11 protein-coding genes are annotated in these 15,064 nt (G+C 37.4%); 10 read left to right on the top strand and 1 reads right to left on the bottom strand.

What is annotated here, in order from left to right:
• Positions 1-44: 44 nt before the first annotated feature.
• From leuC to yihA, 8 genes are all read left to right on the top strand, one after another.
• Entirely contained in the window at positions 45-1,457 is a 1,413-nt protein-coding gene (gene leuC / locus GKP30_RS07650; protein ID WP_216828840.1) for a 3-isopropylmalate dehydratase large subunit, read from the top strand.
• Positions 1,458-1,530: 73 nt separating this feature from the next.
• The gene (gene leuD / locus GKP30_RS07645; RefSeq protein ID WP_216828839.1) at positions 1,531-2,115 is read left to right on the top strand and encodes a 3-isopropylmalate dehydratase small subunit; all 585 of its coding nucleotides are present in this window, start codon (positions 1,531-1,533) and stop codon (positions 2,113-2,115) included.
• 489 nt (positions 2,116-2,604) lie between these two features.
• Positions 2,605-3,651: a tetratricopeptide repeat protein gene (locus GKP30_RS07640; RefSeq protein WP_216828838.1), complete on the top strand. Its 1,047-nt coding sequence runs from the start codon at positions 2,605-2,607 to the stop codon at positions 3,649-3,651.
• A gap of 112 nt (positions 3,652-3,763) precedes the next feature.
• On the top strand, positions 3,764-5,059 hold the full coding sequence (gene tig / locus GKP30_RS07635) for a trigger factor (protein ID WP_216828837.1): 1,296 nt from the start codon (positions 3,764-3,766) through the stop codon (positions 5,057-5,059).
• Between the two features lie 530 nt (positions 5,060-5,589).
• On the top strand, positions 5,590-6,855 hold the full coding sequence (clpX, locus tag GKP30_RS07630) for an ATP-dependent protease ATP-binding subunit ClpX (RefSeq protein WP_216828836.1): 1,266 nt from the start codon (positions 5,590-5,592) through the stop codon (positions 6,853-6,855).
• A 264-nt stretch (positions 6,856-7,119) separates the two neighbouring features.
• Complete coding sequence (lonB, locus tag GKP30_RS07625; RefSeq protein ID WP_216828835.1) at positions 7,120-8,799, top strand: ATP-dependent protease LonB; 1,680 nt, start codon at positions 7,120-7,122, stop codon at positions 8,797-8,799.
• 278 nt (positions 8,800-9,077) lie between these two features.
• Positions 9,078-11,408: an endopeptidase La gene (gene lon / locus GKP30_RS07620; RefSeq protein WP_216828834.1), complete on the top strand. Its 2,331-nt coding sequence runs from the start codon at positions 9,078-9,080 to the stop codon at positions 11,406-11,408.
• Complete coding sequence (gene yihA / locus GKP30_RS07615) at positions 11,405-11,992, top strand: ribosome biogenesis GTP-binding protein YihA/YsxC (protein ID WP_216828833.1); 588 nt, start codon at positions 11,405-11,407, stop codon at positions 11,990-11,992. Before lon ends, yihA begins: the two co-directional genes overlap by 4 nt.
• Positions 11,993-12,081: 89 nt before the next feature.
• On the opposite strand, the gene GKP30_RS07610 is transcribed toward yihA, so the two are convergent.
• Entirely contained in the window at positions 12,082-12,558 is a 477-nt protein-coding gene (locus GKP30_RS07610; RefSeq protein WP_216828832.1) for a LiaF transmembrane domain-containing protein, read from the bottom strand.
• A gap of 263 nt (positions 12,559-12,821) precedes the next feature.
• Between GKP30_RS07610 and hemA the strand changes: the two genes are divergently transcribed.
• Positions 12,822-14,219, top strand: coding sequence for a glutamyl-tRNA reductase (gene hemA, locus GKP30_RS07605; RefSeq protein ID WP_216828831.1), 1,398 nt, complete (start codon positions 12,822-12,824; stop codon positions 14,217-14,219).
• 14 nt (positions 14,220-14,233) lie between these two features.
• Entirely contained in the window at positions 14,234-15,058 is an 825-nt protein-coding gene (locus GKP30_RS07600) for a cytochrome C assembly family protein (RefSeq protein WP_216828830.1), read from the top strand.
• The last annotated feature ends 6 nt before the right edge of the window (positions 15,059-15,064 follow it).

Genomic DNA, 15,064 nt, shown 5'->3' with positions numbered 1-15,064 from the left:
TGAAAAATTGCTTAACGAAAAAATGAAAGTGGAGGAAGAGGAGAATGACACCAAAAACAATTATCGAAAAGATTTGGGATAACCATACCGTTTTAGATGAGCCTGGAAAACCAAATCTATTATATATTGATTTGCACATGGTTCATGAAGTTACTTCACCGCAAGCGTTTGAAGGTCTTCGTATTAATGAACGAAAAGTTCGCCGTCCAGATTTAACATTTGCAACGATGGATCATAATGTTCCAACAGTTGATCGTTTAAATATTACCGATCCTATTGCAAAAAAACAAATGGAAACATTAGAAAACAACTGTAATGAGTTCGGCATTACAATTGCTGGGATCGATAGTCCTGATAACGGAATCGTTCACGTAATTGGTCCTGAACTTGGCTTAACACAACCAGGGAAAACAATCGTTTGTGGAGATAGTCACACAGCTACACATGGTGCTTTTGGAGCATTAGCGTTTGGAATTGGAACGAGTGAAGTTGAACACGTGTTAGCGACGCAAACATTGTGGCAAAGTAAGCCAAAAACAATGGAAGTACGTGTGAACGGCCGCTTGTCAACAGGAATTACTGCAAAAGATGTTATTTTGGCAATCATCTCTAAATTCGGTGTAGATTTCGGAACAGGTTATGTAATGGAATATACGGGTGAAGCGATCCATGGTATGACGATGGAAGAGCGTATGACGATCTGTAACATGTCTATTGAAGCTGGGGCAAAAGCTGGGTTAATTAGTCCAGACCAAGTAACGTACGACTACTTAAAAGGTCGTGAGTATGTACCACAAGGCGAAGAGTTTGAAAAAGCTGTTGAAAAGTGGAAGGCACTAGCAACTGATGAAGGAGCAGTCTATGACAAGTCTGTTATCATTGATGCTGATGAGATCCAACCGATGGTAACTTGGGGGACAAACCCTGCACAAGGAATTGGTATCCACCAACCGATCCCAAGTCCTGATGATGTAGAGGCAACTTCAGAGAAAAAAGCAATTGAGCAAGCTCTTGAGTATATGGGATTAGAGCCTGGAACGAAAATGTCAGAAGTTGCAATCCAACACGTATTTATCGGTTCTTGTACGAATTCACGAATGAGCGATCTACGTGCTGCAGCAGCAGTTGCGAAAGGAAGAAAAGTCGCAGAGGGTGTACGTGCTATCGTCGTACCTGGTTCACAAAAAATTAAGCTGCGTGCTGAAGATGAAGGATTAGATCAAATTTTTATCGAAGCAGGTTTTGAATGGCGTGAATCAGGATGTAGTATGTGTCTAAGTATGAACCCTGACTTCGTACCAGAAGGTGAACGTTGTGCATCAACTTCAAATCGTAACTTCGAGGGTCGTCAAGGTAAAGGGGCAAGAACGCACCTTGTAAGTCCAGCAATGGCCGCAGCAGCAGCAATTAACGGCAAATTTGTTGATGTTAGAACTTTAGATAAATCACCAGTTTAATTATATAATGTGAAATTGTGATGGTTGAAACTTAGTCGATTAATCTTATTATTAGTAGAAGAAGGTGGAGTAAATGGAACCGATCGTTGTTCATACAGGAAAAGCGGCTGGAATGAACCGTGTTAATGTAGATACAGACCAAATCATTCCTAAGCAGTTCTTAAAGCGTATTGAGCGCACTGGATTTGGAAAGTTTTTATTTTTTGACTGGCGTTATAATGCAGACGGGACAGACAACCCGAACTTTGAGTTAAATCAGCTTCATAATCAAGGTTCAACTATTTTAGTTGCAGCACATAACTTTGGGTGTGGTTCGTCTCGTGAACATGCACCATGGGCATTACAAGATTATGGATTTAAAGTGGTTATTGCTCCGAGCTTTGCTGACATCTTTTATAATAATTGCTTTAAGAATGGTATCCTACCTATTCGATTAGACGAAAATCAAGTGTATGAGCTAATTGAAAAAGCAGACAAAGATATCTATGAACTGACAGTAAATCTTAAAGACCAAAAAATCACAGATGCTGATGGATTTGAGGCTTCTTTCGATATTGATCCATATTGGAAAGAAATGCTCTTAAATGGCTGGGATGAAATCGGATTAACATTACGTTATGAAGATAAGATCACAGAATACGAAAAAGCAAACGCATAAATAAAAAAGGTAAGGGCTGGGGAGCTTTTCCTCAGCTCTTTGCTTTAATAAGGGGGCTCCCTCACGCAGCCCCAAATCAACATTACTTATTTACAGATTTTATTAAACGTTCCGTAATTATTGTTATCAAGGGTTCGAGCGACCAGCATTTAGTTGTAACTGGACACAGAAGCAGTTATTTAGTGATAGTTGCTTTTGAATTATTTTGCCTTAATAGTCCTCAGTGTAGAAGTTATAAAAAGATTAATTGAAGGAAAAAGTACGTATAACTCTAAACAATTTATTTTTAGTTGAAAAGTAGAATGATATTTTGTAACCGCTTCCATGATGCGCTGTTGTAAAAGCATTTTTCATATCTTTTCTTTAAAATACTTTCATATTTTTAGCTAGATTTCACACTAGTTTCAAGTATAGAAAGGTTTGTATTTCAACTTACTAACTGTTAGACTTATGAGTAAAGGATCTATATTCCAAGAGTGGAGCGTTCATATGAATGATGAAACGAAAAGTAAAGAAAAAAATGTGATTCCATTTCCTGGAGTAGTTGAAAAACTAGTTGAGAAAGGAATGGCTTCATTAAAAGAAAAACGTTTAAAGGATGCACTAGACGATTTTCAACAAGCACTAAAATATGATCAAAATCATCCCCAAGCACGTTATGGTGTCGTACTTACATATATCGAATTAGGACAACTAGACGATGCGGTTGCCGAAAGTAAGCGAATGTTACAAGAGGGTATCGGAGATTATTTTGACTTACTGCAAGTGCATGTTTCTCTTCTCGTACAACTGGCATGCTATGAAGAAGTAGTAGCTATGTTAGAAGCTGTTTTAGCGGAAGGAAAAGTACCGCCTAAACAGGCAGAAACTTTTTATCAGCTGTTACATTTTAGTCGCCAAATGAGTGAGGACGATCATGTCGTAGAAGATACTGTAATTAGCTTAAAAGAGGTGGAGGAAGAACCACCCCCTAAAGAGCTCTTACATTTACTAGATGATCCAAATGTAAAAACGCAATGGGCCTCTTTACAAAAATTAAAAAAGTACAACCATCCACTTATTTTTGAAAAATACATAGAATATCTTAAAGATGAAGAAAAGGACCTCGTTCTAAAAACATTTATATTACAAAGCCTGAAAGACAAGAAAATAGAGGAACAAGTTGAAGTTAGAAAGATAGGTCAAGTCGAATACATAAATCCACAAGAATTAAATGACCTTTTTGAAAATCCATTTGGTCAAAAAGTAGCTAATCTTATAACATATCAGTTAGAACAAGAAAATCCGAGCTTAAAGGATATGGTTTTACAATTATGGTGGCAATATTTATTTGCGCTCGTACCTTTTCTACCAAAGCCACAGGATGAGAAGATATGGGCAGCTGCTGTTCATCTAGTTGTAACTGAAAGCTTAGGTGGAGAGTTTGATGAAAAAGAGATTTCTGAACAGTACGATGTGAATGTACAGGAGTTAGTAGAGGCTGCTAATGAACTGGTTGAAGTGGAAGCGCAGGTATTTCAAGGGATTGAGATATAAATGAATAGGGAACTTTTCTTGAAATGCTTCTCTAGTATGTTATAATAGAGTGGTTGTCAAGTATATATAATAGTCGGAATGAATGTTATTTGAAGTTGGAGGGAAATAATTAATGACTGCTAAATGGGAAAAGTTAGAAGGAAACAACGGTGTCTTAACTGTTGAAGTTGACGCTGAAAAAGTAGATGTAGCTTTAAATGAAGCATTTAAAAAAGTAAGCCAAAAAGTAAATGTACCTGGATTCCGTAAAGGGAAAATTCCTCGTTCATTATTCGAGCAACGATTTGGTGTAGAATCTTTATACCAAGATGCTCTTGATATTTTATTACCTCAAGCTTATATGGGTGCAGTTCAAGAAACAGGTATCGAGCCTGTAGATCGTCCTGACATCGATATTGAGCAAATGGAAAAAGGGTCAAACCTTATTTTCAAAGCGACTGTTGTTGTTAAACCAGAAGTACAACTTGGTGACTACAAAGGCTTAGAAGTAGAAGCTGTTGACACTACAGTTACTGATGAAGATGTAGATGCAGAATTAAAGCAAATCCAAGAGCGTCAAGCTGAGCTTGTTGTTGTTGAAGATGGTACTGTTGGTGAAGGTGACACAGCAGTTATGGACTTTGAAGGATTTATTGATGGAGAAGCTTTTGAAGGTGGAAAAGGTGATAACTATCCACTAGAAATCGGTTCAGGTCAATTTATTCCAGGATTTGAAGAGCAATTAATCGGCTTAAAATCTGGTGAAGAAAAAGATGTTGAAGTATCTTTCCCTGAAGAATACCATTCAGCAGACTTAGCTGGAAAAGCTGCTACTTTTAAAGTAACAGTTCACGAAATTAAGCGTAAGGAGCTTCCAGAGTTAAACGACGAGTTTGCTAAAGATGTAGATGAAGAAGTAGAAACTCTTGAAGACCTAAAGAAAAACTTAAGAGAAAAATTAGAAGCATCTAAAGCTCAACAAGCAGAAAATCAAAAACGCGATACTGTTGTTGAAAAAGCAGCAGAAAACGCAACGGTAGATATTCCAGCTGCAATGGTTGAAACTGAAACTGATCGCATGCTTCAAGAATTCGGTCAACGCCTTCAAATGCAAGGTATGAACCTTGAAATGTATGCTCAATTCACAGGTACTGACGAAGCTGGTATGCGTGAACAGTTCAAAGCTGATGCTGAAAAGCGTGTAAAAGTTAACTTAACATTAGAAGCAATTGCTCAAGCAGAAAACATTGAAGTTACTGACGAAGATGTTGAAAAAGAGCTTGAAAAAATGGCTGAAATGTACAAGCGTTCAGTAGAAGAAATTAAATCTCTACTAGCTGCTCAAGGTGGTACAAACGCAATTAAAGAAGACTTAAAAGTACAAAAAGCGGTTGAGTTACTTGTAGAAAACAGTAAAACTGCAGAATAATAAAGAACAGGAACAAGGCGCGAAGTATCGTGCCTTGTTTTACATATATTAAGAAATATTGTGTTATGTTATATATGAAATGCCTTCTATACAATCTACATAAAACTTTTTTAAAAAAGTAATGAACTGGAAATTAGAAGTATGATTTTCGGTGTAGTTGAACAAGATGAATAGAAACGCCTGCTTCACCCATAGCGATACATATTTTTAAAACGGTAACATTAAGAAAGAGGATTTTTCATCTGCAATCTTGAATTACTATAGCATAGAAATTTTATCCGACATCATTAAAATTGTAAGGCAATTTATCTTCATTCACTACATAAGCTTTACTATTAACGCTATTTAACGATTCTGTGATACAATGCTATACATAATTGGGGCAATTTAGAGTGTTTCTAAAAAAACTACACTTTTTGGTGACCTTCTTAGAGTGAGAAAAATCTTATTCATAAATTGGTGAAACGATGTCGGTAAACCAGTATAAGAAGGGTGCATCTAGGTAGGACAATTCTGTAAGGGGTGATACGATGTTTAAATTTAATGACGAAAAGGGACAATTAAAGTGTTCTTTTTGTGGTAAAACGCAAGATCAAGTTCGTAAACTTGTCGCAGGACCAGGCGTTTATATATGTGATGAATGTATCGAATTATGTACGGAGATCGTTGAAGAAGAATTAGGTACTGAAGAAGAAGTTGAATTTCAAGAAGTTCCTAAGCCCCATGAAATCCGTGAAATTTTAGATGATTATGTAATTGGTCAAGATAGTGCGAAAAAATCTCTTTCGGTAGCAGTATACAATCACTACAAGCGAATCAATTCTCTTGGTAAATCAACAGAAGATGTAGAACTTGCTAAAAGTAATATCTCTTTAATTGGACCTACGGGTAGTGGTAAAACATTGCTTGCACAAACGTTAGCGAGAATTTTAAATGTACCTTTTGCAATTGCAGATGCAACGTCGTTAACAGAAGCAGGTTATGTTGGTGAGGATGTTGAAAACATTCTTCTTAAGTTAATTCAAGCTGCTGATTATGACGTTGAGAAAGCAGAAAAAGGAATTATCTATATCGATGAAATTGATAAAGTAGCACGTAAGTCAGAAAATCCATCGATTACTCGTGATGTTTCTGGTGAAGGTGTTCAGCAAGCGTTACTTAAAATTCTTGAAGGAACAACAGCGAGTGTACCTCCACAAGGTGGAAGAAAGCACCCGCATCAAGAATTTATTCAAATTGATACAACAAATATTCTATTTATTTGTGGTGGAGCGTTTGATGGCATTGAACAAATTATTAAGCGTCGCTTAGGTAAAAAAGTCATCGGATTCGGTTCTGATACGAAACAAGAAGATTTAAAGCCAGGTGAATACTTAGCAAAAGTTCTTCCAGAAGACTTACTGCGTTTTGGATTAATTCCAGAGTTTATCGGTCGTTTACCAGTTATTTCAAGTTTAGAGCCTTTAGACGAAGGCGCACTTATTGAGATCTTAACTAAGCCGAAGAATGCATTAGTGAAGCAATATCAAAAGCTATTAGAGATGGATGACGTTGAACTTGAATTCACAGAAGACGCATTAAGTGCAATTGCTAATAAAGCAATTGAAAGAAAAACTGGTGCGCGTGGTCTTCGTTCAATTATTGAAGGAATTATGTTAGATGTAATGTTCGATCTTCCATCACGTGAAGATATTGCAAAATGTATCATTACAAAAGAAGCGGTTGAAAACAATCAAATGCCGAAGCTACTTACAAAAGACGGAGACGAGATCGAAGTCCCTAAAGAAAGCGCATAAACCATAAGAAGAAGCTGACCAAGGTCAGCTTCTTTTTTATAACTAAATGTGGTGCCAGGCACCTTTAGTACGTTGCTTGGTTAAAGGTGCCTGGCACCATTTATTTCACCATTTTCATTTAATCCACATTTATTCCATAACTCATCTATTTATTAACTGCCTTATTTATTAACAGAAATAGGCAAGTTTTTCTGCGTTTACCTCCAAAGACATCAAAGCATACTAAAAGAAAATGTCATACATAAACAAACAGGGGGTACTTAAATGAATTGGACAGGAATTGCACTGCTTATACAATTAGTATTCGGAACAATCATTGGACTTTACTTTTGGAACTTATTAAAAAGTCAACGTAATCAAAAGACCTCGGTTGACAGAGAGTCTCGTAAAGAAATGGACCATTTGAGAAAGTTAAAATCAATTACTCTAAGTGAGCCTTTATCAGAGCGAGTTCGCCCAGGAAACTTTGATGAGATTGTCGGACAAAAAGAAGGTATCCGAGCTTTACGAGCAGCTCTTTGTGGTCCAAACCCTCAACATGTAATCATTTATGGACCTCCAGGTGTCGGTAAAACAGCTGCAGCAAGGCTCGTCCTTGAAGAAGCAAAGAAAAACGGAAAAACACCTTTTAAACAAGATGCAGTCTTTGTTGAATTAGATGGAACAACAGCTCGCTTTGATGAGCGAGGTATTGCAGACCCTTTAATCGGCTCTGTACATGACCCAATTTATCAAGGTGCTGGAGCAATGGGGCAAGCGGGTATACCACAACCAAAACAAGGTGCAGTAACGAAGGCACATGGTGGCGTTTTATTTATTGATGAAATTGGGGAGCTTCACCCAATCCAGCTTAACAAACTTTTAAAAGTACTTGAAGATCGAAAAGTTTTTCTAGAAAGTGCCTATTATAACGAAGATAATCAAAATATTCCTAGACACATCCATGAGATCTTTCAAAAAGGACTTCCTGCTGATTTCCGCTTAATCGGTGCAACAACAAGAAACCCGCAGGAGCTACCACCAGCGCTACGTTCTCGCTGTTTAGAAGTGTATTTTAGAGCTCTTACTCAAGAAGAAATTGTAACGATTGCTAAAAAGTCAGTAGCTAAAATCGGTTTTGAAGCTGAAGAAGGGGTATTAGAAAAAATTGGAGGTTATGCAACAAATGGGCGTGAAGCAGTGAATGTCATACAAATCTCTGCTGGGATCGCTACAGGTGAAGACCGTAAACTTATTACCCTTGCAGATGTTGAATGGGTTATTCAATCGAGTCAACTGTCGCCAAGACCAGAACGCAAAATCTATCCTGAACCACAAGTGGGAGTCGTCAATGGCTTAGCCGTATTTGGCCCTAATTTAGGTGCTCTAATGGAAATTGAAGTGAACGTAATTTCCGTCTCTAAAGGGAAAGGTGCAATAAACGTAACTGGAATTGTGGAAGAAGAAAGTTCAGGAAGTCAAGCTCGATCGATTCGAAGAAAAAGTATGGCAAAAGGGTCTGTAGAAAATGTAGTTACAGTATTAAGAAAAATGGGTATACCTACAAGTGACTACGATATTCATGTAAACTTCCCTGGAGGAACTCCCGTCGATGGTCCTTCAGCAGGGATCGCAATTGCAACAGGTATTTTTTCAGCAATAAAAGAAGTGCAGATCAGCAATAAAGTAGCAATGACAGGTGAGCTCGGTATTCATGGGACCGTAAAACCTATCGGTGGAGTTGTTGCAAAAATAGAAGCGGCTATCCAAGCAGGTGCTGAAACGGTCATTATTCCTAAGGAAAATGAACAAGCGATCTTAAAGGAATTAGGAGATATTAAAATTATTCCTGTAACCACAATTGATGAAGTATTTGATATTGCGCTAGTAGCAGAACAAGAAAAAACAGAAGAAGAAGTTATCCCTGCAAGTGGAACTGTATCTTCTCCTGCCGCATCGGTTTAATGAGGAAAACAGGGGCGATCCTACCCAATCGCTCCTAGTTTTCAAATGAAGGATTTTTAGAAGCGCTAGGACACAAAAAGGTCACGATCCTCTTCCTTATCAGTGTTATCCATGAACTAAAATTAGACAAAGATAGGGCAATAGGATAGAATTGTATAAAAGAAATCTTGGTAAACTTTTCTACATATTTTATAGTAGTTAGGAACTAATCCTATTGTTCATTGTGAACATCTCCATGGTTTTGATGGACTAACTATGGTGGTCGGAGGTGCTGTTAAATGGTTGATAAAAATTATAGAGTGATACCACTTCTACCGTTACGTGGACTGCTTGTTTTTCCAACAATGGTTCTTCACTTAGATGTTGGACGAGAAAAGTCAGTCAATGCTTTAGAAAAAGTAATGTTAGAAGATCATGAAATCTTACTTTCCACACAAAAAGAAATCTCAATAGATGAACCGAGTGAAGATGAAATTTACTCAGTCGGTACATTAGCTAAAGTAAAGCAAATGTTAAAACTTCCAAACGGTACGATCCGTGTATTGGTTGAAGGTCTTAACCGTGCAAAAATCGAACGCTTTACTGATAACGAAGAAATGTTTGAAGTTGAAATTTCAATCCTTGAAGAGGAGCATATGGAAAATTCTCTTGAGGAAAAAGCTTTAATGAGAAATACAATTCATCAATTCGAGCAATACATTAAACTCTCTAAGAAGATCTCTAATGAAACATTAGCTTCAGTTGTTGATATTACTGAACCTGATAGGCTTGCAGATGTTATTTCATCTCACCTTCCATTGAAGATTGCCGAGAAACAAGAACTTCTCGAAATGACATCGGTACAAGAGCGTTTAACTAAGATCATTGAAATTTTAAATAATGAACAAGAAGTATTAGGTCTTGAGAAAAAGATCGGTCAACGCGTGAAAAAATCGATGGAAAAAACCCAGAAGGAATATTACCTTCGTGAGCAGATGAAAGCTATTCAAAAAGAATTAGGCGATAAAGAAGGGCGCACAGGAGAAGTTACTTCACTTCGTGAAAAAATCCTTGAAGCGCAAATGCCTGAAAACATTGAAGCAAAGGCTTTAAAAGAACTAGATCGCTATGAAAAAATGCCTGCTTCTTCTGCAGAAAGCTCTGTTATTCGTAATTATATTGATTGGTTGCTTAACATTCCGTGGACAAGAGAAACGGAAGATTTATTAGATATTAATCATGCAGAAGCGATCTTAAATGAGGATCATTACGGACTTGAAAAAGTGAAAGAGCGTGTGTTGGAATATTTAGCAGTTCAACAATTAACGAAAGAGCTAAAAGGGCCTATTCTTTGTTTAGCAGGACCTCCAGGGGTTGGGAAAACTTCCTTAGCAAGGTCAATTGCGCGGTCACTTAATCGTGAATTCGTACGTATTTCTCTCGGTGGAGTTCGAGATGAAGCGGAAATTCGCGGCCACCGTCGCACATACGTTGGTGCTATGCCTGGTAGAGTCATTCAAGGAATGAAAAAAGCAGGATCCATCAACCCTGTATTCTTACTAGACGAAATTGATAAAATGGCTTCGGATTTCCGCGGGGATCCATCAGCTGCATTATTAGAAGTGTTAGATCCAGAGCAAAACAATACATTTAGTGACCACTTTATTGAAGAGCCGTACGATCTTTCAAAAGTAATGTTTGTCACTACTGCTAATAATATAGGAACGATACCAGGACCATTACTCGATCGTATGGAAATTATTTCAATCCCAGGTTATACGGAATTAGAAAAACAGTATATTGCGAAGGAATACTTATTACCGAAACAAATGAAAGAACATGGGATGACCAAAGGGAAGATTCAAGTTAAGGATGAGGCATTATTAAAAGTCATTCGCTACTATACACGAGAAGCTGGTGTTCGAAATCTTGAACGCCAAATGGCAACACTATGCCGAAAAGCAGCAAAAATATTAGTTTCAGGTGAGAAGAAGCGAGTAGTCGTAACAGATAAAACTGTAGAAGATATGCTTGGAAAACCAAGATTCCGCTATGGGTTAGCCGAGGTTGAAGATCAGGTAGGTGCAGCTACAGGTCTCGCTTATACAACAGTTGGTGGAGACACCTTATCTATAGAAGTTTCTGTCGTAAAAGGTAAAGGAAAGTTAATATTAACTGGTAAGCTTGGTGATGTAATGAAGGAATCAGCGCAAGCAGCGTTTAGTTATATTCGCTCTCGCTCTGAAGAACTGAATGTTGACCCAGGTTTTCATGAAAATAATGATATCCATATTCACGTACCTGAAGGAGCCACTCCGAAAGACGGACCATCAGCAGGGATAACGATGGCAACTGCTCTCGTTTCTGCGTTGACAGGTCGTCCAGTTAAGAAAGAAGTTGGAATGACAGGAGAAATTACACTCCGTGGTCGTGTCCTGCCAATCGGTGGACTAAAGGAGAAATCAATGAGTGCTCACCGTGCTGGCTTAACAACGATCATCATGCCAAAGGATAATGAAAAAGATATAGAGGACATTCCGAAAAGTGTACGTGACGAGCTTGAATTTATTCCAGTGTCACATTTAGATGAGGTCCTCGATGTTGCGTTGGGAGAGAAAAAACAAAAATGAAAGTAACAAAAGCAGAGTTAGGTACAGTAGCTGTTAAGCCAGAACAGTATCCAACAACAGGTTTGCCAGAGTTTGGGCTGGCGGGCCGCTCGAACGTTGGGAAATCATCGTTTATTAATAAAATGTTAAACCGTAAAAAGTTAGCAAGGACATCACAACGTCCAGGTAAAACACAGACGTTAAACTTTTATCTCATCAATGAAATTGTCTATTTTGTAGACGTTCCAGGTTACGGCTTTGCAAAGGTTTCAAAGAAGGAACGTGAAGCTTGGGGCAAAATGATTGAGACGTATATTCAGAATAGGGAACAACTAAAAGCGGTTATTCAAATTATTGATATTCGTCACGAGCCGTCTAAAGACGACCGAACAATGTATGAATGGCTGAAACATTATGATATCCCAGTTATTCTCATTGCGACAAAAGCCGATAAAATTCCTAAAGGTAAATGGGATAAACATTGTAAAATCATTCGAGAAGTCTTAAATAAAGACAAAGAAGATCCACTAATTGTCTTTTCCTCTGAAACTGCTCAAGGAAAAGAAGAAGCGTGGAATACAATTTTAGCTTATATGAAAAAGTAAACTTACGAAAACCCACTAGCTACCTAGTGGGTTTTTTCACTTTCTGGGATTGAAATATTTCATCTTACTCAAGCACAACCAGTATTTTGTTATTTTCTGCGGAAGATAAGATAGACGCCTAAAGCGATTAATAGGATCGGCCAAAAACCTTCAAAGATGTCAAGAATAGATACGAACCAATGCATAAGGTCTGAAGAGAAGAAGCCAAATCCAGAAATAATTAAAAGAATGATAGCAGGAACAAGGCCATCTCTCTTTGTTCGTAAATAAAGGATTAAAAAAGAAAGTCCAACAATTAACGTAAACATCGCCCAATGAGTCGGCCAATTTGCAAAAATGACAATGGAATGAAAGTGGATTCCAAGCCCAACAAGAAGAGCACCAGGAAAAACGGCACCCGAATCATGTCCTAAATAGGATTGAAATAAAAAAGCAAGACCGATAATTAAAAGGATGGAAGGCCATGTTAATAATTGTTTGACGAAAGGAAGATCAAATTGTTGAAGCAAAAAATAAACGCCAACACCAATAAATAGGATACCTGGGAAAATTCCTTGTTTTTTCATAAAAAAATCTTCTCCTTTCATATATTTTCATCTGTTTGGATATGATACATATATATTCCTATTTACAAGTTTTTACTTTAACAAAAAACATTTGCCAAGAAATCAAGACAATACCACCATATTATCACACGCTTTCATTATCTGTTCACAATTTTTTTTGGTGTACGAAAAAAAGCATGTTATAATGAGGACAGACTATGTCGGAAAAGAGAGAGAAATCCCGATAATAAATAGATAGGACGTAGTGGGGGTGAAGTTTTACCATGCATATTTTAGTAGTTGGATTAAATTATAAATCAGCACCTGTAGAAATCCGTGAACGCTTTGCCTTTCCAGCGGGAGAACTTCCACAGGCGCTTCATAAATTACGTAATATGAAAAGTATCTTAGAGTGTACAATTGTGTCTACCTGTAACCGCACAGAGATCTATGTCGTTTCAGATCAATTGCATACAGGTCGCCACTTTACTAAAGTTTTTCTGTCTGAATGGTTTAATCTACCTCGTGAAGAATTCACGAGTTATTTAGATATTCGTGAAAATGAGCATGCGATCGAGCATCTTTTACGAGTAACATGTGGCTTAGATTCAATGGTTTTAGGGGAAACTCAAATTCTAGGTCAAATAAAAGATAGCTTCTTACTAGCACAAGAAAATGGTGCAACAGGAACGATCTTTAACCACCTATTTAAACAAGCAGTGACACTTGCAAAACGTGCTCATTCAGAGACTGAAATCGGAAATAATGCAGTGTCTGTTAGTTATGCTGCCGTTGAATTAGGTAAAAATATCTTTGGCAATTTTTCAGACAAGCACGTGTTAATTCTTGGAGCAGGGAAAATGAGTGAATTAACAGCTAAGCACTTACACGCAAATGGTGCTAGTAAGATTACAGTCATTAACCGTACTGAAGCAAAAGCAGCTGAATTAGCTGAGCGTTTCTTAGGGAATTCACGTCCAATGGAACAATTGGCAGAGGCACTCATTGATGCCGATATCTTAATTAGTTCAACAGGTGCTAGAGATTATGTGATTACGCCGAACATTGCAAAACAAGCCATGAAGAAAAGAAAAGGTCGCCCACTTTTCATGGTTGACATTGCCGTACCACGTGACCTTGATCCTGCATTAGCTGATTTTGATGATATTTATTTGTATGACATTGATGATTTAGAAGGCATTGTTCAAGCAAACCTAGCAGAGCGTAAAAAAGAAGCAGAGAAGATTGAACTGATGATTGAAGAAGAAATCGTTGAGTTTAATAACTGGTTGAACACTTTAGGTGTTGTTCCGCTTATTTCTGCATTACGTACTAAAGCGCTAGCTATTCAAGCAGAAACTATGGACAGCCTCGTTCGAAAACTACCTGATTTAACAGAGCGAGACAAAAAGGTATTAAGCAAGCATACAAAGAGTATTGTTAATCAGTTGTTAAAAGAACCAATTACAAGAGTAAAAGAACTTGCTGCAGAAGATGATGCGACACGTTCACTGGAATTATTTACGAAGATTTTTGCGCTTGAAGAAGAATTGGCTGCGCAAAAAGTTAAAGAACAAGAAAAAATTCGTATTGAAATGGCAGAACTTCAGTGGGATAAGAAAAAGGCTGAAGCCGTACAATTCACAAACGTAAATGTAAAAGGTGTTGCTGTACGCTCCTAAGGAGGAGTCTTCGTTTGATCAGTTTAAATTTGATTTACCTCTTAACGGTTATTTTATATAGCTTAAGTGTCTTAGGATACTTTTTTGATTTCATACAAAACAACCGGAAGGTCAATAAAGCGGCCTTCTGGTTGCTTTCTATTGTCTGGGTTTTACAAACCTCTTTTTTTATTTTACGAATGTTAGAAGTTAAGCGATTGCCAGTTCTCACAACTTTTGAAGGACTATTTTTTTATGCGTGGCTACTCGTGACGTTTTCGCTCATTATCAATTGGCGATATCGAGGAGATTTTCTCGTCCTTTTTACAAACATCGTTGGTTTTATATTAATGTCCTTAAGTGTATTTACACCAACTGGTGATGTACCTGAAGAACTTTCTCAACTACTAATTTCTGAACTTCTTATTATTCACGTAACGCTCATCTTACTTTCATATGCCGCTTTTACATTATCTTTTGCTTTTGCCTCCATGTATGTAATTCAACACCAAATGTTAAAGCGAAAACTATGGGGAAAACGTCTCGTACGGTTTGGAAACCTAGCAAAGCTTGATAAGCTCTCTTATTTTAGTGCTCTATTTGCATTTCCGTTATTATTCCTTGGAATTATCCTCGGATTAATATGGGCATATATTCAGTTCGGTGAGTTACCTTGGCTTGATGCAAAAGTAATTAGTTCACTTGTTGTTCTGGGGATGTATGGCTATTATTTATACCAGCGTGCTGTAAAAAATACGAAAGGGTATTTAATGGCATTAACGAATATCGCAACATTTCTACTCGTCTTAATTAATTACTTTTTATCGAGCAGCTTCTCAAACTTTCATCTATGGTATTAAATTCAG

Source organism: Alkalihalobacterium elongatum, assembly GCF_019024285.1.
In the GTDB taxonomy this organism is placed as follows: Bacteria; Bacillota; Bacilli; order Bacillales; family Bacillaceae_F; genus Alkalihalobacterium; species Alkalihalobacterium elongatum.
Note: the sequence above shows the minus strand (reverse complement) of the source record. Positions and strands in the feature narration are given on the sequence as shown.